Consider the following 17,871-nt stretch of genomic DNA (forward strand, 5'->3'; position numbering starts at 1 on the left):
GGGCGTACTTATTCAGCTTAGCCTTTCCTAATTACCCGATCGGGTCACGAACAACGGGGCAGGACATGCAGCGCGGCCCGCCCCGGCCGGAGCCGAGTTCGGAACCGGCGATGGCGAGCACCTCGATGCCGGCGTCCGCCAGCCGCGCGTTGGTCTCCACGTTGCGCTCGTAGCCCACCACCACGCCCGGCGCGAGCGCCAGCGTGTTGTTACCGTCGTCCCACTGCTCGCGTTCCGCGGTCACCGGGTCGAGACCGGTGTCGATCACCCGCAGCTTCTCGATGCCCATCGCCTCGGCGGCCGCGTGCAGGAACGGCTCGGGGCCGTCCACGCGCAGCGAGCCGTCGCCGTCCGGGCGCAGCGTGAAGGCCACCAGCTCGTCGCGCGCCAGCGGGTACATCACCACGGCGTCCGGCGCGACCATCGTGCAGACGGTGTCCAGGTGCATGGTGGCCCTGGCCTGCGCGATCGGCACCGCGAGCACGGTGTGGGCGATGTCGTCGGCGAACAGCGAGCGCGCCAGTGACTCCGCGCCGGCGGCCGTGGTGCGTTCCCCGATGCCGACGGCCAGCACGCCCGGCGCGAGCAGCAGCACGTCGCCACCCTCGACCGGGGCCGAGTGGGCGCCGTACGCGCGCGAGGCGTGGGAGAACCGCGGGTGGTAGGCGTAGATCAGGTCGAGCAGCGCGGTCTCGCGGCGGCGGGCAGGCATGGCCAGCGACGAGATCGCCACCCGGTCGCCGATCCACACCGACGAATCGCGGGTGAACAGCAGGTTCGGCAGCGGGTCGACCGCGAAGTCGTGCGGGTGGTGGATCTTGCGGACCAGCGACGCGCCCTCGGCGGCGGGCAGCTCCTCGAACGTCAGGCCGGCCATCAGGACCTCGGCCAGCGTCGCGGCGTCCACACCAGACAGGTGCGAGCGCAGCGCGTCCCCCAGGTCCTCGCCGAGGCGCCGGTCGTCGACCGCGGCGTGCACCCCGGCCGCGTGCGCGCGCGGATCGGTCAGCGCCTCGCGCAGCACCTCGGCCAGCAGGAGCACCTCCACGCCGCGTCCGCGCAGCACCTCGGCGAACGCGTCGTGCTCCTCCTGGGCGCGGCCGACCCACGGGATCGAGTCGAACAGCAGCTTGTCGTTGTTGCGCGGGGTGAGCCTCGTGAGCTCGTTGCCCGGCCGGTGGAGCAGGACGGCGCGCAGCGGCCCGACCTCGCTGTCCACCCTGGGGGTTTTGGTGGTCACGCGCTGAGCGTAGTGCTCAGGGCAGCCAGCTGACGTGTCCGCGGAGCAGCGAGTACCCGACGAACGAGACCACGTCGAGCAGCGTGTGCGCGACGATCAGCGGCACCAGCCGGTTGGTCCGCTGCCACACGCGGCCGAACACCAGTCCCATCACCAGGTTGCCGACAAACCCGCCGAAGCCCTGGTAGAGGTGGTAGGACCCGCGCAGCACGGCGGCGGCGGACAACGCGGTGTTCTCCCGCCAGGCCAGCTGCCGCAGCCGGGTCAGCAGGTAACCGACCACCAGCACTTCCTCGGCGAAGGCGTTGCCGAACGCGGACAGCGTCAGCGCGATCGGGCGCCACCACGTGTCGTCCAGCCGGGACGGGACGACGGCGAGGTTGAAGCCGAGCTTCCAGCCGACGAAGTACAGCGCCAGACCAGGGATGCCGATCAACGCGGCCAGCCCGGCGCCCCACAGCACGTCCCGGCCGGGCCGGGTGCGGTCCAGGCCCACCTCGGCCAGCTTCATCCCGCCGCGCCACAGCAGGTACGCGCCGAGCGCGCCCCAGCCGACGAGCTGCACCGCCGACAGCAGCTGGGCGAGCAGGTCCAGCAGGTCGGCCGCGCGCTGCGGGACGTTCAGCGCGACGCTCTGGTCGGACAGCGGTTCGGGCTGCAGGAGCGAGTCGATCAGCGACAGCAGGCTGCGTGCGCCGGACAGGCCGAGCGTGATCGAGAAGACGATGACCAGCTCGATCTTCAGCCGCCGCGCGGTCCCGGCGTCCACCGGTTCGGGCATCGCGGGACGTTCGGGGCGGAGCCAGGAGCTGAGCACGTCCGCACGCTACCGTCTGGAGACATGGCCAAGATTGCGACCGCTGACCGCGTCGACCGTGCCGAGCTGCTGGAGTTCCTCCGGCCCCGGCACCGCGCGGTCCTGATGACCACCCGCGCCGACGGCACGCCCCAGCTGTCGCCGGTCACCGCGGGCATCGACCCCGAGGGCCGGTTCGTCGTGGCGACCTACCCGCAGCGCGCGAAGACGCGCAACGCCCGCCGCAACCCGGCGGTTTCGGCGTGCGTGATCTCGGACGAGTGGAACGGGCCGTGGGTGCAGTTCGACGGCAGGGCCGAGGTGCTGGACGTGCCCGAGGCGGTCGAGCCGCTGGTGGAGTACTTCCGGTCGATCTCGGGCGAGCACCCGGACTGGGACGAGTACCGCGAGGCGATGGTCAGGCAGAACAAGTCCCTCATCCGGGTCACCATCGAGCGGTGGGGGCCGATCGCCACCGGCGGCTTCCCGCCCGAACTCGCCTGACCCGCGAGTCCCACGCTCCCGCTCGCGAGTTCTGGGTTCGCGTCCCGGTCAGGGCTGCACGCGCACCTGGTTCTTCGCCAAGAACGGGCAACCCACCAGGCGCCGCAGCTCGGTGCTGAGCTGGGCGGGGCTGTGCACCGGCTTGGCGAAGGCCAGGCGCACGTCGTGGTCGCCGTCGCCGGACTCGACCCGCAGCCGCAACCCGAACTGGTCCAGGCCGAGCGGGCGGATCCGGCCGCCGCGCAGCTCCTCGGGGATGTGCCGGGCGAGCTGGCCGACGACGTCGGCGTGGTCGGTCTCCAGATGCCGCAGCCAGCCCGACTCGTAGCCGGTGAACGGGTCCGGCGCGGCGGCGTTGAACACGTGCGGCCGCAGCGAATGGGTGCCCTCGGCGTCGGCGAGGACGAGCGAGGCCGGGGTGAGCCGCAGCAGGCTCAGACCGTGGCCGAGGTCCAGCAGGCGCGGATCGGGCCGCGTCTCTGCGATCGACAGCGCCCTGGCGCGGGCCGACTCCGGGCTGAGGTGCCGCAGCCAGCCGGTGATCCAGAGCAGCCCGCGGATGGGTTCCCGCAGGTCGACGGGCGCGTGGTCGGCGAGTTCGAACACGACGGCCAGTTCGCCGCGGTCCGCCTCGCGGGTGCGGGTCGGCAGCGGGTGGTCGTCCGGCAGCAGGACGCTGACGCTGCCGCTCGGATGGACGTGGTGAAGTTCGGGCACCACGCGGTCGCTGCCGGTCGGGTCGCCCGCGGTCGGCAGCAGCGCGCCGGGGCCGTTCCGGACGGCGATGGTCTTCGCGCGCTCGGCGGGGCTGGGCGCGGGCGGACGTCGGATCTCGGTCACTGGCCACCTCCTACTTAGGTGAGCCTAACCTGAGTGGCGGAGGAAGGGAAGTGGATCAGTAACGTTCCCCGTCGCCATTCCGACTGGCGGACCGTGGAATTCACCCGGCAGCGTGTCTACGAGCCGCACCTCGGCGAACCGGCGGCGGCCGACCCGCTCGAGGTCGAGATCGTCGAGAAGGGGCGTAGTCGCCTGATCACGTCGAGCGTGTGCTACGCCCTCGGGATCGCGCTGGCGGTCCTGTTCCGGCCCGCCGGTCCCGCGGTGTGGACGGTGGTCGCGGTGTTCGCCGTGTTGGTGGCGTGGTCGGTGTGGGCGCTGGCCCGCCGGATCCGGCTGCTCCGGATGCCCGCCGTCGTCCTCGCGCCAGCGCCGGGGCAACTGCTCGTGTCGGACCGGACGGTGAGCATCCTCCTGCCCGGGCCCGAGCCGCGCTGGGTCGTCGTGCGGATGCCCCGCTCGAAGCGGCTCCTGCTGGCGCGCGAGCGCCGCGTGTTCATGCTCGGGCCGGACGCGCGCGGCCGCCTCGTGCTGCGGGTGCCGGGCAGCATCATCGGGCAGTTCGGCCGCGTGCGGACCGCGCCCGCGCCCGAATCCCGGGAGCCCGGCGAGGTCGCACCGGACGCGGTGGGGATCGCGTTCGTCCGTGAACTCCGGCTCCGGGCGGCGCTCGTGTCCGCGGCTTTTCTGGCCGGCGGCGCGTTCGTGTGGGTGGTCGCCGAAGCGGGTGCGGAGGCGTTCGGCTTCCCGCGCCCGAACGGCGTGACGGCCGTGTTCTGCGCGGCCTACGCCTTGCTCGGCGTCGCACGGCCGCTGCAGGTGCGCAGCATCGCGCGGGCGGTGCGCACCCAGCCGTGGACCGAACTCGGCGTCACCCTGGACACGCCGGTCGAACCACACGCCTCGGGCACCGGGAACGCGATGGGGCGGGCGACCCTGCCCGACGGGCGGGTCGCGCGGGTCCGGTTCGGCCGCCAGCCGCTCGACCTCCTGGTCAACGTGCGCGAGACGCAGCGGCTTTGGGTGCTCGGTGCGCCGGAGCGGGATCGCAAGCTCGTGGCCGGGGTGCCCGGTCACCCGGTGCTCGGGCACGTCCGGCTGGACTGAGGTAACGCCGGTGGCCGCTTGATCGACTCGGAGGTGTGGAACCCACCCAGGAACGCGTGCTCGTCCACGAGCCGCGCCACGGCGAACCGGCCGCGACGGACCCGCTCGAACTCGAGATCGTCTCCAAGCAGCGCAACCGCCTGATCAACTCGATGGTCGTCTACGTGGTGGCGGGCGCTCTGGTGGCGGCGCTGGACCCCGGCCCGTTTTCGGCCGGCTTCGCGGCGATCCTCGCCGCGGTAACCGTCCTCCAGTTGTGGCTGCTGTTCTTCCGGGTGCTGCCCTGCCGGAAGCTGCTCGCCTACCCGGCGGTCCTGCTCACCCCTGGCCCCGGGCAGTTGCTGGTGTCCGGATCGAAGGTCAGCGTCGCGCTGCCCGGGCCTGAGCCGCGCTGGCTGGTCGTTCGGCTGCCCGCCTCGAAGCGGATACTGCTGGCCGGGTTGCGGCGCCTCTACTTCATCGGCCCCGACCCGCGCGGCCGTGTGCTGGTCGGGCTGCCGGGCGGGGTGAACGGCCGGTTCGGGCGGATCCGGACGGCGCCCGAACCGGGTTCGGTGGAATCGGCCGAGCAGCCGCGGCCGCTGGTGGCGGCCCTGCGGGACCCGGTGGTGACCACTTTCCTGCGCGAGGTCCGGCTGCGGTCGTGGGGGATGGCCGGGTTCTTCGTGCTCCTCGCCGCCGCGATCTGGGCCGTGGGCAACCTTGCCTTCGACCTGCCCGCGACCGGCACGTTCACGACGATCCTCGCCGTCGTCTACGCCGTGGCCGGGCTGCTGATGCCGGTCCGCGTCGCCACCCTGTCCTCGGCCGTGCGGGAGAAGCCCTGGCAGGAACTGCACGCGACGCTCGACACCGCGATCACGCCGGGGGCCTCGGGCGCGGCCGGCAAGGCGACCGGCCGCGTGTTGCTCCCCGGCGGGGAGGCGGTGGTCCGGTTCCAGCGGGTGCCGCTCGACCTGCTGGTCAACGTGCGCGCCACGCAGCGGCTGTGGGTGCTCGGTGTGCCGGAACGGGGCGGCCGGGTGGTGGCCGGGCTTCCCGGGTATCCCGTTCTCGCGTTGGTGAACCTCCGGTGAACTGTCCGGGGGGCGTACGCGTTTGTCCGGTTCCCGTACGCTACTAGCGTGTCCCATGTGTCAAGCGCTGTGGAACTCACGCCCCCCGGCCCCCGCGGAATTCCGCCCCTCTTCGCGCGGCTCGTAGACGACTCGGCGCTCTTCCCGCCCGGAACGGCCACCATGCCGGACGCGCTGCGGAACTACCTGGCCGGCCGCGAGGGCGACCACGCGGGGCTGCTCGGTGTGTTCCTGTGCCAGGCGTCCCGCCTGCCGGAACTGATCACCGAGCTGATCAAGATCAAGCCGAAGCAGCCGCTGCCGCTGTCGCTGATCATCGACACCGGTCTCGGCGGCGTGCCGAAGGCGATCTCGATCGTCGAGTCCCGCAGTGAGCTGCTGTCGCTGCGCATGGTCGAGATGCCCGCGCCCTCGGACGTCGACGAGGTGTGGCTGGAGCGCGTCTCGGAGTTCGTGCCCGAGGACGTGATCCGCGTGGTCGAGCCGCGGCGCGGGGTAGGCTGGCTGAACGGCGTGCGGCGCGTGATCGAGCACGGCAGCTGGCCCAAGATCCGCTGCGGCGGCCAGTCCAGTGAGAACTTCCCCAGCGTCGACGAGGTCGCCGACTTCCTCGCCGTCTTGTCCGGCTCGCCCGGCGCCTCCTTCAAGGCCACCAACAGCCTGCACCGCGCGGTCCGGCACGACGACCCGGACAACGGCATCGCGCACCACGGCTTCCTGAACCTGCTCGTCGCGGTGGCGCGCAGCCTGTCCGGTGGGGACGTCCGCGAGGCGCTCGCCTCCACCGACGGCGAGGCGCTCGCCGCGGAGGCGAAGTCGCTGTCCGAGCCGGCCGCGAAGGCGGTGCGCGCGCTGTTCGCGTCCTACGCCTGCGACAGCTTCGAGGCTCCGGTCGCCGACCTCGAGGCGCTCGGCCTGCTGTAGTGAGCGCCGAAGGCTCACTGACCCTCGACCGCGGCCTGGCGTTGCTGCAGGCCGTGGCCGACGCCGACGGCGACGCGGCGACGATCTCGGAGCTGGCGACCGCGATCGGCGCCAGCCGCGCCGCGGTCTACCGGCTGCTGGTGCCGCTGTCCGCGCGCGGCCTGGTGTGGCGCGACGGCAGCAAGGTCCGGCTGGGCATCGGCGTGCTGCGGCTGGCCGGGCAGGTCGTCCCGCAACTGCGCGAGGCCGCCCGGCCGGTGCTGCGCGAGCTGGCGGAGAAGGCCGGCGCGACCGCCTACCTGTCGATCGCCGAAGGTGATCTGGTCGAGCCGGTCGTCACGGTCGAGCCCTCGTGGACGGACTTCCACGTGTCCTACCGGGTCGGCGCGCGCCACCCGATCGGTGTCGGCGCGGCGGGCAAGGCGCTGACCCTGCGTCGCGGCAGCCGCGGCTGGGCGGCGGTCACCGGTGAACCGCAGCGCGGGACCTCGGGGGTCGCCGCGCCGGTGCGCGGCGTGCCGGGCCTGCGCGCGGCGGTCGGGGTGATCGCGCTGGGGCCGCTCAACGCGGACGCGGTCGGCCCCCAGGTGGTCGCGGCCGCCGCCGCGGTCGCCGAGGTCCTGCGCGGGGACTAACGGGCGCGGCGGTACTCGGCGGCCGCTGCCTCGTACTTCCGGTGCTCGGCCTCGTGGTCCGGCGCGTCGTCCGGGTCGGCCGAGGTGACGAACTCCTGGAGCGCCTGGTTGGCGCCCACCGCGAGTTCACCGGCCCGCGCGAGCATTCCCTTCTCGTAATGGGTGATCGCGGCGTCGAACGTCGGCTCTTCAGCGATCGCGTGCGCCAGTTCCGCGCCGTCGAGCAGGGCCAGATTCGCGCCGAACCCGCCGAACGGGGCCATCACGTGCGCAGCGTCGCCGAGCAGGGTCACGCCCGCGGTGTGCGGCCAGGTCAGCGGCGCCGGCAGGACGTGGATCGGCCGCTCGACGACGGCGTCCCAGTCGGTCAGCGCAGGCCGGAAGACGTCGGCCCAGTGGGCGAACTCGTCGAGCAGGGAGCGCTTCACTGCCTCGGGATCGTGCACCGTTATGCGGTCGCCGCGCACCACCAGGTAGCCGCGGATCTGGCCGTTGTTGTTGCGCTGCAGGATGATGCCGTGCCCATCGCCGTCGTTGGCGAACATCTGCCCGGCGCCGGTCAGCGCGGCGACCCCGGGGTGGCGGGTGTCGACGTCGTCGAAACGGACATCGAGGAAGCTGACGCCGGTGTACCGCGCGGTCGCGTCGGTGACCAGCGGCCGGACCCGGGACCAGGCGCCGTCCGCGCCGATCACCAGGTCGGTCTCGGTGGCCGAGCCGTCGGCGAACTCCAGCCGGTGCCTGCCGCCGCCGAGCGGGACCGCGCGCACCAGCTTGTGTCCCCAGTGGACGGTGCCGGGCTGGACGTGCGACGCCAGCAGCGCACGCAACTGGCCGCGGTCGATCTCCGGGGCGGCGAGGTCGTCGTCGGCGGGCACGAAGGCCTTAAGGACCGTGCCGTGGTGGTCGAGCCGGCTTCCGGCCTGTGACTCGGGACGGGACAGCGCCAGGAACTCGTCCAGCAGCCCGGCGTCCGCCAGGGCGATCTGCCCGGTGTCGGCGTGCAGGTCGAGGCTGCCGCCCGCGTCCCGGGCGTCCACGGCGGCGTCGGCCTCGTACACGGTGACTTCGATGTCGTGGCGCTGGAGGACGCGGGCGCAGAGCAGGCCGCCGGGGCCGGCTCCGATGATCGTGATTCGTACAGTCATGGTTACTTCTCCTATCTACTGAACGGGCGGTCGGTCAGTGGAGAGGTTAGCTGAACGGGCGGTCGGTCAGCAAGTAGACTGGGCACATGGCCACGAGGGAGGACCGGCGCAGCGGCGCCGAGACGCGAGCCGAGATCCTGCGCGTCGCGCTGCGGTTGTTCATCGAGAAGGGGTACGAGGGCACCTCGACCAGGGACATCAGCACCGCGCTCGGCATCACGAAGTCGGCGCTCTACTACCACTTCCCGAGCAAGGAGGCGATCGTCACGAGCCTTCTGACCGAGCGCCGGAAGGAGCTCGCCGAGCTGGTCGAGTGGATCCGCGCGCAGCCGGCGTCACCTGATCTGCTGCGCAGGGCCGCGCTGCGCTGGATCGACGGCACGACGTCCGAGCGGCTCGACGGCATGCGGCTGATGCACGCCAACGGCCCCGTGCTGCGGAAATTGCTCGACGACGGCGCCGACGTGCGATCGGAGTTCGAGCAGGTCGTCGACCTGCTCGTGCCTGGTGACGCCACCCCGGCCGACCGGCTGCTGGTGCGGATGGCGTTCGACACGGTGGGTGCCGCGCTGCTGGCCGCCCAGCGGACGGACGCGAGTCCCGAAGACGTGCTGGCCGCGGCCCGCCGGGCCACGATCGCGTTGACGGGCTAGGCGAACGCCTGCACGAGCGCCAGCAGTGCGAACGCCGCGAACGCGAACCCGGCGATCCGCTGCAGCAGCTTCGGCTTGAGGCGGCCCCGCACCTTGTGCCCGATGAACACCGCGATCGCGGCGACCGTGATCAGCGCGAGCAGCGAGCCGGCGCCGACCATCAGCGGGTGCCCGTAGCGGGCGCTCAACCCGGCTGTCGCCAGCTGGGACGCGTCGCCCCATTCGGCGGCGAACAGTACGCCGAACGAGGTGGCCGCCGAGTGCAGGAAGGTCACCGGCTTCACGCCCTGCCGGGCCGCGTCCTCGCCGCTCTCGTCCGTCGTCGAGAAGCCTTCGCGCAGCAGCAGGACGGCGCCGAGCCCGAACAGCGCGGCGACGACCGCAGCGACCAGGCTCTCCGGCAGCAGCGTCAGCGCGCGGCCGAAGAGCACCGCGATCGTGGACTGGACGGCGAACGCCAGGGAAACCCCGACCAGGACCGGCCACGCGCGGAAGCGGGTGGTCAGCACGAGGGTGGCGATCATCGTCTTGTCCGGCAGCTCCACGGCCAGGACAAGGACGTACGCGCTGAGCAGTGCCAGCAGTGCGGTACTCACGGTGATTTCCACTCCCCTTTCACTGCAACGATAAAGGGGAGCTCCGGCGATTACCATCAGATCGGTTTCGCGAATTGGGAGTTTTCGGCTCGCCAGAATTGTTTCTGGCTCGAGCGCAGATTTTTCTTCGCCGCGGCGAAACCTGCCTTGAGCTGGGCGGAACCGGTCCGCTCGAGCCACCGGATGAAGGTCATCAGCCCTGGTTGGAGCGCTCGTAGTGCGGCGAAGTCGATGGGCGGCTCTGGGTTGTTGTTGAGGTATTCGTAACCCTGGGCGAAGCGCGGCTTCACGCGACGCAACTCGTCGATCGGGAGCTGTTCGTAGGGCGCTGTGATGCCGGTCGCCGCGCTGATCGCCGCGGCCACCTCACCCGGGGTCCGTACCGCGCGGCGTCGATGAGCGGCTTCCCGGCGCGGACCTCGCCCTGCCCTGGCGCGAGTGGGCCGGGGTGCACGCTGAACACGTCGTAGGCGCCCGCCGCCAGGTCCCGGGCTCGTGCCGGGTCGCGGGTGAGCGCCCGCACCCGCCAGCCGTCGGCCAACCCGGAAGATACGGAACGATCGCCCCGCTTGTCAAAGCCGTGTCGGTGACCGGGACCTAGGTCCCGGCAAGATCAGGACCCCGGGACCTGATGCCGGGCGGGGGAACAGAGCAGTCTGAATGACGTGGACGTGCTCCAGCTGGCGCGGTGGCAGTTCGGGATCACCACCGTCTACCACTTCCTCATGGTCCCGCTCACCATCGGACTGTCGGTCCTCGTCGCGGGGATGCAGACCGCGTGGGTCCGCACCGGTGAGCAGCGCTACTACAAGATGACCAAGTTCTGGGGGAAGCTCCTGCTGGTCAACTTCGCCATGGGCGTGGTGACCGGCATCGTCCAGGAGTTCCAGTTCGGGATGAACTGGAACGCCTACTCCCGCTTCGTCGGTGACGTGTTCGGGGCGCCACTGGCGATGGAGGGCCTGGTCGCCTTCTTCGTCGAGTCGACGTTCCTCGGCCTGTGGATCTTCGGCTGGGAGCGGCTGCCGAAGAAGGTGCACCTGGCGTGCGCCTGGGCGTTCTCGCTGGCCACGATCGCCTCCGCGTACTTCATCCTCGCCGCGAACTCGTGGATGCAGCACCCGGTCGGCGCCGAGATCGTCGACGGCAAGCCGACGCTCAACTCGATCTGGGCGGTGCTCACCAACAACACCGCGCTCGCCGCGATCCCGCACACCATCGCCGGCGCGTTCTCGGTCGCCGCCGCGTTCCTCGTCGGCATCGCCGCGTGGCACCTGTGGCGCAAGCGTAAGACCGACGACGAGCACCGCGGGGTGTGGCGGTCGTCGATCCGCCTGGGCGGCTGGACCGGCATCGTCGCATTCGCCGTGCTCGCCATCACCGGCGACGTCCAGGGCAAGCTGATGTTCGAGCAGCAGCCGATGAAGATGGCCTCGGCCGAGGCGCTCTGCCACACCGAGCAGCCCGCCAGCTTCTCGATCATCGCGATCGGCGACGTCACCTCGGAGAACTGCGAGGACGTCAAGACGTTCAACGTGCCGGCGCTGCTGTCCTTCCTGGCGCACAGCGACTTCACCACCGAGGTCAAGGGCGTCGAGGACCTCGTCACCGAGTACCAGGCGCGTTACGGCACGAACTACCCGGACGACCCGGCGCTCGGCGAGCTGGCCGGCAAGCCGATCGACTACGTGCCGAACCTCCCGGTGACCTACTGGGGCTTCCGGATCATGATCGGCTTCGGCGCGATCTCGGCCGGCACCGGGCTGCTGGCGCTCTGGCTGACGCGCAAGAACAAGATCCCGGACACCAAGTGGTTCCCGCGCCTGGCGCTGCTGAGCATCGCGACGCCGTTCATCGCGAACAGCGCGGGCTGGATCTTCACCGAGATGGGACGGCAGCCGTTCGTCGTGGTGCCGAATCCGTCCGGTGTGGACGGTGTCTGGATGTTCACCGCGCAAGCCGTGTCGCGGATCTCCACCGGTGAGGTGTGGACCTCGCTGATCGCCCTGACCACCTTGTACGCCGTGCTCGGCGTGGTCGAGGTGTTCCTGATCCGCAAGTACGTGCGCGGCGGCATCGAGGGTGTGATCCCGCCCAAGACCGATCACGACCAGGAGGGCAAGGATGAGCTTGCCTTCGCCTACTAGGGAACGGCCATGACCCTGGAAACCATCTGGTTCTGCATCATCGTGCTCTTCTGGCTGGGGTACCTGTTCCTGGAGGGCTTCGACTTCGGCGTCGGGATGCTGCTGCCGATCCTCGGCCGCGACAACACCGAGCGGCGGGTCATGATCAACACGATCGGCCCGGTGTGGGACGGCAACGAGGTCTGGCTGATCGTCGCGGCAGGCGCGATGTTCGCCGCCTTCCCGGGCTGGTACGCGTCGTTGTTCTCGGCCACCTACCTGCCGTTGCTGCTGGTGCTGCTCGCGCTCATCGGGCGCGGCGTCGCGTTCGAGTACCGCGGCAAGGTCGACTCGGAGCGCTGGCGGCGCAGCTGGGACCGCGTCATCATGATCGGCTCGTGGGTCCCGCCGCTGGGCGTCGGGCTGCTGCTGACCACCACGATCCTCGGGCTGCCGCTCGACGAGCACGGCAACCGGATCGGCGGCGCGTTCGAGTCGGTGCGCTGGGACACGCTGCTCGGCGCGCTCGCCGTCGTCGGGTTCGCCCTGGTGCACGGCGCGGCGTTCCTGGCCCTGAAGACCGCGGGCGACCTGCGGGAACGGGCGCGGCTGTTCGCCATCCGCGCGCTGCCGGTCGCGTTGCTGCCGCTGTTCGCCCTGCTGGCGGTCGTCCAGTGGCGCGATGGTGCACTGTGGACGCTCGTGGCGCTCGCCGTCGCGGTGGTGGCCGCTCTGGTGGCCTGGCGCAAGCTGGTGGTGGACCGGGACGGGCAGGCCTTCGCCGCGCTCGGCGTCACGATCGCCGCGGCCGTGGTCACCCTGTTCGGCGCGCTCTACCCGGACGTGCTGCCCTCGACGCTCGACCCGGCCAACTCGCTCACCGTCGCGGAAACCGCGTCCAGTCCGTACACGCTCGAAGTGATCACCTGGGTAGGCGCGTTCGGCGCCCCGGCCGTGCTGGTCTACCAGGGCTGGACGTACTGGGTGTTCCGCAAGCGGATCAGCGCCGCCCACATCCCGCCGGTGCACACCCCATGAGCTTTCCCGGACGCTCCGTCCTTCCCGCACCGGTGTCCACAACGGACACCACGCGTCCGGGAAAGGGTCCGCTCGGCGCGCTGCCCCTGTTGTCCGCGGCCGCGCGCCGGGCGCTCGCCCTCTCCGGTCTGCTCGCGCTCGGCAACGCCGCGGCGCTGGTCGCGCAGGCCTTCCTGCTCGCCTCGGTCTGCGCCGCGGTGGTCGCCGGGCACGGCGTCGGCACCGGTCAGCTGGTCGCCCTCGGCGGTGCGGTCGTCGCCCGCGCGCTGATCGCGTGGGCGCTGCGGGTGGTCGCCGCGCGAGCCGCGGCCGGGGCGAAAGAGGAACTGCGCGCGAAGGTCGTCGACCACGCGCTGCGGCTCGGTCCGGAGTGGATCGCGCGGCGCGGGCCGGGCGAGCTGACCGCGCTCACCACCAAGGGGCTGGACGCGCTCGACGCCTACTTCACCGACTACCTGCCCGCGCTGGTCACCGCCGCCGTGGTGCCGCCCGGCGCGGGCGCGGCCGTGTTGTTCGCCGACTGGCCGTCCGCGGTGATCATCGCGCTGACCGTGCCGCTGCTGCCGATGTTCGCGATCCTCGTCGGCAAGTACACCGCGGACCGCTCGGCCGCGGCGAGCGACGCGTTGCAGCGGATGTCCGGCCACCTGCTGGAACTCGTGCGCGCGCTGCCGGTGCTGGCCGCGTTCCGCCGCGCGGAGGCGCAGGCCGAGGCGGTGCGGCGGGTGTCGGAGAAGCACCGGCAGGCGACGCTCAAGACCTTGAAGGTCGCCTTCTCCTCGGCGTTCGTGCTGGAGCTGGCGGCGACGCTGTCGGTCGCGCTGGTCGCCGTGGTCATCGGCGTGCGGCTGGTGGGCGGCGACCTGTCGCTCGCGATCGGGCTCGGCGTGCTGATCCTCGCGCCGGAGTGCTACCAGCCGTTGCGCGCGGTCGGCGCGGCCTTCCACGCCAGCGAGGACGGAGTCGAGGCGGTCCGCCGCGTCACCGACGTGCTCGCCGAACCGGTCGCGCCGGAGGGCACCGCGATCCCCGGTCGCGGCGAGGTGCGGGTCGAGGGGCTGCGGGTGGCGCGCCGCGGCGGTTTCGCGCCGGACGGCGAGACGTTCGGACTGCGGCCGGGCACGCTGACCCGGCTCGATTCGCCCAGCGGCGCCGGCAAGTCGACCACGATCGCCGTCCTGCTGGGCTTCGTGCGGCCGTCCGGCGGGACGGTGCTGGTCGACGGCCTGCCGCTGAGCGAGGTCGACATGTCGGCATTTCGCCGGGACATCGCGTGGGTGCCGCAGAACCCGGCGTTCACCGGCGGCACCGTGCGGGGCGAGCTGGACCTGGCGGTCGAGGAGCCGCCGGACCCGGTCGAGGTCGACGCGCTGCTCATCGAACTCAACCTCGCCGGCCTGGCCGACGCGCCGGTGCACGAGCTGTCCACCGGGCAGCGGCAACGGGTCGCGGTCGCGCGGGCGCTGCTGCGGGTCCGGCACGGGGCCTGGCTCCTGCTGCTCGACGAGCCCACCGCGCACCAGGACGCGGCCAACGCCGCCCTCGTCGACGCCGCCATCGCGTCGACACTGCCGCTGGGCACCGCGGTCCTCCTCGCCGCGCACCACCGGGACAACCACCTTTCGGTCACCCACGCGGTGCCGCCCGCGCCGCACACCACGGCCGCCGTGAAGGCGCGGACGCAGACGTTGCGAGGCGTGGTGAGCCAGCGGTTCTTTGGCGGCGCCGCGGTCGGTGCGCTCGCGTTGCTGGCCGGTGTGGCGCTGACCGCGACCTCGGGCTGGCTCATCGCCAAGGCCTCGTTCCAGCCGCCGATCCTGACGCTGACCGTCGCCGTCGTCGGGGTGCGTGCCTTCGGGCTCGGCCGCGCGGCACTGCGGTACCTGGAACGGCTGATCACGCACGACGCCGCGTTCCGCATCGCCGGGCAGCTGCGGGTCCGGCTGTGGCGCGGGCTGGTCCGGCTCGGGCCCGCCCGCGCCCTTGGCCTGCGCTTCGGCGAGGGGCAGCGGCGGCTGGTCGCCGACGTCGACACGGTCCGCGACCTGCTGCCGCGCGTGGTCACGCCGCCGCTGGTCGCGGTGCTCGTGCTGGCCGGGGCGATCGCCGTGCAGACGGTCCTGCTGTCGGCCGCCGGGCTCGTGCTCGCCGTCGCGGTGCTGGTCGGCGCGCTCCTCGCGCCCGCGCTCGCGCTGCGGCTGGAGCGGCGGGCGACCACCGTGCTCGCCGAGGGGCGCCGGACGGTGAGCGCCCGGGTGCTCGGCTTGTTCGAGTCGGCGGCCGAGCTGATCGCGTCCGGCGCGCACCGCCGGCGCCGCGCCGAGCTGGCGGAGGCCGACGACCGGCTGGTGCACCAGGCGCGGCGCCAGGCCTTCGGAGCGGGCGCGGCCGACGCGCTGATCACCCTGGTCACCGGCGGGGCCGCGGTCGCCGGGGTCGGGCTGGCCGCGGGCTCCGGCATCGACCCGGTGCTCGCGCCGGTCCTGGCCCTGGTGCCGCTGGCGCTGGCGGAGGTCCTCGCGACGCTGCCGCCGGTCGCCCAGCACTGGGACGCGCTGCGCACCTCGATGGCCCGGATCGCCGACGTCGAACGGGCGCAGCCGCAGCCGCCCGCGCCAACTGGGCCGATCGCCTTCGAGCACGCCGACATCGGCTGGACCACGCCGGTGCTGCGGAACGTCGACCTGCGCATCCCGGCGGGCACGCACGTCGCTGTCGTCGGCCCGTCCGGCGCCGGGAAGTCGACGCTGCTCGCCGCGCTGCTCGGGTTCCTGCCCGCCCAGCGCGGGCGGCTCACCACCGCCGCCGAGGTCGCCTGGGCGCCGCAGGAACCGCAGCTGGTCTCCACCACGGTCGCGGAGAACCTGCGGCTGGCCGATCCGCACGCCCACGACGACCGGCTCCGCGAAGCCCTGCGCCTGGCCTGCCTGGACCTGCCGCTGGACACCGTCCTCGGCGGCGCGGGCAGCGGCCTGTCCGGCGGGCAGGCGCAGCGCCTCGCGGTCGCGCGGGCGCTGGTCGCGGCGCCGCGCGCGGACCTCGTCCTGCTCGACGAGCCGACCGCGCACCTCGACGAGCCGACCGCGCGCCGCCTGCGCGCCAACCTGCGCACGGCACTGGCCGGCCGCACGGTCGTGCACGTGACCCACCACCCCGAGGAGGCGGCCGAGGCCGACCTCGTGGTCGAGGTGGGTGACGGGCGCGTCAGCGTGCGGGAGCCGGCTCTGGAAGGCGGCTACGCTTGACCCTGCTCATGGAACCCACCCTCGCCGCCCGCGCGTTGTCCGCGGCCACGGAGATCACCACCGCCGCCCTGTCCGGCGGCGACCCCGACGCGGTCCTCGATTCGGTGGTGCGCAAGGCCGCCGAGCTCGCCGGGGCCGACCTGTGCCTGGTGATGGTCCGCGCGGACGACGGCAAGGTGTCCGTGGAAGCCGCCCACGGCAGCCACCACGAGGACCCGCGCGGCGTCGTGCTGCCCGCCGAATCCGCGGCCGGGCAGGTCGCCCGCGGCGGTGTCACGGTGGTGGCCGACGACATGGCCACCGACCCGCGCACGGCGCCGTACGTGCCATCCGAGCTGCGCCGCTTCGGCCCGTTCGCGGCCGCGCCGTTCGGCTCCGGGGGCCGGGTGCTGGGCGCGCTGGCGGTGTACCGCGAGCGGTCCGGGCGGCCGTTCGACGAGGCGACGGTCGAGGTGCTGACCGCGTTCGCCGCGCAGGTCGGCGTCGTGCTGGCGCTGGCCGAGGCCGCCAACGACCGGCACCGGATCACGCTCTACCAGGAGCGCGAGCGCATCGCCCGCGAGCTGCACGACGTGATCGTGCAACGGTTGTACGCGGCGGGCATGCAGCTGGACCGGGTGCGCCGCCGCATGCGCAAGCGGTTCGCCTCGACCGACGCGACCCGGCTCGGCGAGGCGATCGACCAGCTCGATCAGACCATCGAGGAGATCCGGCACACCGTGCGCGAGCTGCGGTCACCGGAGCCGGAGACAGCGGAGAAACCCGCGGCCACCGACCTGGCCGAGTCGGCGCGCGCCGAGGTGCGGATCGCGGGGGAGCTGCTCGGATTCCCGCCCACGCTGGAGTTGTCCGGCGAGCTGGCCGACATCCCGGCCGAGCGGGCCGACCACATCCGCGCGGCATTGCGCGAGGCGCTGTCCAATGTGGTCCGGCACTCCGGGGCCAGTGAGACCAGGGTGACGCTCGTGCGCGACAACGACGGGGTGAAGCTGCGGGTCCGCGACAACGGCGCCGGCGTGCCGCAGGACGTGCAGACCCGCGGCCTGCGTCACCTGGAGGAACGCGCCAAGCGCGCGGGCGGGAAGTTCTACCTCAACTCCTCGCCGAGCCTGGGCACGCTGGTGGCGTTCGAGCTGCCGCTGGACAAGCGCGCCAGCTGATCGCGGGACGCCGCCGCCACGTCGGGCGCGACGCCCAGCTCGCCCAGCATCTCCGCGGCGGCGGCCATTTCGGCGGTACGGCGCTTGGCGTGCTTGACGCTGCCGGTCACCAGACGCTCCACAGTGGACTCGTCGGCGCGGGTCAGCTCCTCGACGATCACGCCGCGCAGCCAGTCCTGGACCCCCGCCGCGCGCGCGGCTTCCAGCGCCTCGACCACGGCGGCGGACATGCCCTTGAAGAACACGCTCCGCAGCAGCTTCCGTTCCGCGGCCACGCCGGCGTCGCCGGGCAGCACCTCGACCGTCGCGCCCAGCGCGCCGAGCAGCTTCGACACCGCGCCGGCGGCCGGACCGCTCGCGAGCATCGGCACCCGCAGTCCCCGGTCGGGGACCGGTGCCATGATCGCGACGTCGGCGAAGTCGACGGCGGCCCCGGCGGCGATCGCGGCGAGCTCGCGCTTCTTGCCCGGCGATGCGGTGTTCAGGTCCGCCCAGACGCCGCTGACCTTCGGCAGGCCTGTCCGCAGCGCGTCCACCGCGGCGGCCGAGCTGTTCACGCTGAGCACCAGGTCCGCGCCGTCGGCCGCCGCGGCCTCGGAGTCGAACGCGGACGGCACCACCGGGTCGTAGCCGCGCACGACGGCGCCGGCCGCGCGCAGGTCGCGGGCGAATTCGCCGCCCGCTTCCCCGAGGCCGAGAATGGCGACGACGGGTGGCTTACCGGACATTGGGGACTCCTCCTCGACACCGACTACCATCCGAGTAGACGATGTGCTCGACAAA

The 17,871-nt window shown here is 72.7% G+C and carries 17 protein-coding genes; 10 read left to right on the forward strand and 7 right to left on the reverse strand.

Going from position 1 to position 17,871, the window contains the following annotated elements:
- Positions 1 to 31: 31 nt before the first annotated feature.
- Both AMETH_RS00835 and AMETH_RS00840 read right to left on the reverse strand, forming a co-directional pair.
- On the reverse strand, positions 32 to 1,219 hold the full coding sequence (locus AMETH_RS00835; protein ID WP_017986125.1) for an arginine deiminase: 1,188 nt from the start codon (positions 1,217 to 1,219) through the stop codon (positions 32 to 34).
- 37 nt (positions 1,220 to 1,256) lie between these two features.
- A complete protein-coding gene (locus AMETH_RS00840; protein WP_017986126.1) occupies positions 1,257 to 2,021 on the reverse strand; it encodes a CPBP family intramembrane glutamic endopeptidase in 765 nt (254 codons plus the stop codon).
- Positions 2,022 to 2,081: 60 nt separating this feature from the next.
- Between AMETH_RS00840 and AMETH_RS00845 the strand changes: the two genes are divergently transcribed.
- Positions 2,082 to 2,540, forward strand: coding sequence for a PPOX class F420-dependent oxidoreductase (locus AMETH_RS00845; RefSeq protein ID WP_017986127.1), 459 nt, complete (start codon positions 2,082 to 2,084; stop codon positions 2,538 to 2,540).
- 48 nt (positions 2,541 to 2,588) lie between these two features.
- On the opposite strand, the gene AMETH_RS00850 is transcribed toward AMETH_RS00845, so the two are convergent.
- Entirely contained in the window at positions 2,589 to 3,380 is a 792-nt protein-coding gene (locus tag AMETH_RS00850) for a DUF2470 domain-containing protein (protein WP_017986128.1), read from the reverse strand.
- Between the two features lie 93 nt (positions 3,381 to 3,473).
- On the opposite strand from AMETH_RS00850, the gene AMETH_RS00855 reads away from it, so the two are divergent.
- The 4 genes from AMETH_RS00855 to AMETH_RS00870 all read left to right on the forward strand — a co-directional run bounded on the left by AMETH_RS00855 (position 3,474) and on the right by AMETH_RS00870 (position 7,122).
- Entirely contained in the window at positions 3,474 to 4,487 is a 1,014-nt protein-coding gene (locus tag AMETH_RS00855) for a hypothetical protein (RefSeq protein ID WP_017986129.1), read from the forward strand.
- A gap of 35 nt (positions 4,488 to 4,522) precedes the next feature.
- A complete protein-coding gene (locus AMETH_RS00860; protein WP_017986130.1) occupies positions 4,523 to 5,563 on the forward strand; it encodes a hypothetical protein in 1,041 nt (346 codons plus the stop codon).
- A gap of 69 nt (positions 5,564 to 5,632) precedes the next feature.
- Complete coding sequence (locus tag AMETH_RS00865) at positions 5,633 to 6,487, forward strand: hypothetical protein (RefSeq protein WP_267283507.1); 855 nt, start codon at positions 5,633 to 5,635, stop codon at positions 6,485 to 6,487.
- Entirely contained in the window at positions 6,487 to 7,122 is a 636-nt protein-coding gene (locus AMETH_RS00870; protein WP_017986132.1) for a helix-turn-helix domain-containing protein, read from the forward strand. The genes AMETH_RS00865 and AMETH_RS00870 overlap by 1 nt, the downstream gene beginning before the upstream one ends.
- On the opposite strand, the gene AMETH_RS00875 is transcribed toward AMETH_RS00870, so the two are convergent.
- Positions 7,119 to 8,270, reverse strand: coding sequence for an FAD-dependent oxidoreductase (locus AMETH_RS00875; RefSeq protein WP_017986133.1), 1,152 nt, complete (start codon positions 8,268 to 8,270; stop codon positions 7,119 to 7,121). The two genes, AMETH_RS00870 and AMETH_RS00875, sit on opposite strands and share 4 nt — an antisense overlap.
- An 86-nt stretch (positions 8,271 to 8,356) precedes the next feature.
- On the opposite strand from AMETH_RS00875, the gene AMETH_RS00880 reads away from it, so the two are divergent.
- Entirely contained in the window at positions 8,357 to 8,923 is a 567-nt protein-coding gene (locus AMETH_RS00880; protein WP_017986134.1) for a TetR/AcrR family transcriptional regulator, read from the forward strand.
- Here AMETH_RS00880 and AMETH_RS00885 read toward each other — a convergent pair.
- Together AMETH_RS00885 and AMETH_RS00890 are read right to left on the reverse strand one after the other, a co-directional pair.
- A complete protein-coding gene (locus tag AMETH_RS00885) occupies positions 8,920 to 9,507 on the reverse strand; it encodes a TMEM165/GDT1 family protein (RefSeq protein ID WP_026153687.1) in 588 nt (195 codons plus the stop codon). The genes AMETH_RS00880 and AMETH_RS00885 overlap by 4 nt on opposite strands.
- A 68-nt stretch (positions 9,508 to 9,575) precedes the next feature.
- Positions 9,576 to 9,884, reverse strand: a complete 309-nt coding sequence (locus AMETH_RS00890; protein ID WP_017986136.1) for a hypothetical protein — start codon at positions 9,882 to 9,884, stop codon at positions 9,576 to 9,578.
- Positions 9,885 to 10,184: 300 nt separating this feature from the next.
- Here AMETH_RS00890 and AMETH_RS00895 point away from each other — a divergent pair, with 300 nt between their 5' ends.
- From AMETH_RS00895 to AMETH_RS00910, 4 genes are read left to right on the forward strand one after another with little or no spacing between them, the layout of a single operon-like run.
- The gene (locus tag AMETH_RS00895) at positions 10,185 to 11,666 is read left to right on the forward strand and encodes a cytochrome ubiquinol oxidase subunit I (protein ID WP_017986137.1); all 1,482 of its coding nucleotides are present in this window, start codon (positions 10,185 to 10,187) and stop codon (positions 11,664 to 11,666) included.
- Between the two features lie 9 nt (positions 11,667 to 11,675).
- The gene (gene cydB, locus AMETH_RS00900; protein ID WP_017986138.1) at positions 11,676 to 12,683 is read left to right on the forward strand and encodes a cytochrome d ubiquinol oxidase subunit II; all 1,008 of its coding nucleotides are present in this window, start codon (positions 11,676 to 11,678) and stop codon (positions 12,681 to 12,683) included.
- Complete coding sequence (gene cydD / locus AMETH_RS00905) at positions 12,680 to 15,928, forward strand: thiol reductant ABC exporter subunit CydD (RefSeq protein ID WP_026153688.1); 3,249 nt, start codon at positions 12,680 to 12,682, stop codon at positions 15,926 to 15,928. Before cydB ends, cydD begins: the two co-directional genes overlap by 4 nt.
- Positions 15,929 to 15,936: 8 nt before the next feature.
- Positions 15,937 to 17,088 (forward strand): GAF domain-containing sensor histidine kinase, encoded by a 1,152-nt coding sequence (locus tag AMETH_RS00910; protein ID WP_017986140.1) that lies wholly within the window; start codon positions 15,937 to 15,939, stop codon positions 17,086 to 17,088.
- Here the strand turns inward: AMETH_RS00910 and AMETH_RS00915 are convergent.
- Positions 17,016 to 17,816 carry an NAD(P)-dependent oxidoreductase gene (locus tag AMETH_RS00915; RefSeq protein WP_017986141.1) on the reverse strand — a complete coding sequence of 267 codons (801 nt, stop codon included), beginning with the start codon at positions 17,814 to 17,816 and terminating at the stop codon, positions 17,016 to 17,018. The two genes, AMETH_RS00910 and AMETH_RS00915, sit on opposite strands and share 73 nt — an antisense overlap.
- Between the last annotated feature and the right edge of the window lie 55 nt (positions 17,817 to 17,871).

The organism is Amycolatopsis methanolica 239 (assembly GCF_000739085.1).
GTDB lineage: Bacteria > Actinomycetota > Actinomycetes > Mycobacteriales > Pseudonocardiaceae > Amycolatopsis_E > Amycolatopsis_E methanolica.

Bases quoted from the DNA above. Each gene is read 5' to 3' on its own strand.
- AMETH_RS00845 (WP_017986127.1), top strand. From the start codon at position 2,082: ATGGCCAAGATTGCGACCGCTGACCGCGTCGACCGTGCCGAGCTGCTG.
- cydD (WP_026153688.1), top strand. From the start codon at position 12,680: ATGAGCTTTCCCGGACGCTCCGTCCTTCCCGCACCGGTGTCCACAACG.
- AMETH_RS00880 (WP_017986134.1), top strand. From the start codon at position 8,357: ATGGCCACGAGGGAGGACCGGCGCAGCGGCGCCGAGACGCGAGCCGAG.
- AMETH_RS00915 (WP_017986141.1), bottom strand. From the start codon at position 17,816: ATGTCCGGTAAGCCACCCGTCGTCGCCATTCTCGGCCTCGGGGAAGCG.
- AMETH_RS00840 (WP_017986126.1), bottom strand. From the start codon at position 2,021: ATGCCCGAACCGGTGGACGCCGGGACCGCGCGGCGGCTGAAGATCGAG.
- AMETH_RS00910 (WP_017986140.1), top strand. From the start codon at position 15,937: ATGGAACCCACCCTCGCCGCCCGCGCGTTGTCCGCGGCCACGGAGATC.
- cydB (WP_017986138.1), top strand. From the start codon at position 11,676: ATGACCCTGGAAACCATCTGGTTCTGCATCATCGTGCTCTTCTGGCTG.
- AMETH_RS00875 (WP_017986133.1), bottom strand. From the start codon at position 8,270: ATGACTGTACGAATCACGATCATCGGAGCCGGCCCCGGCGGCCTGCTC.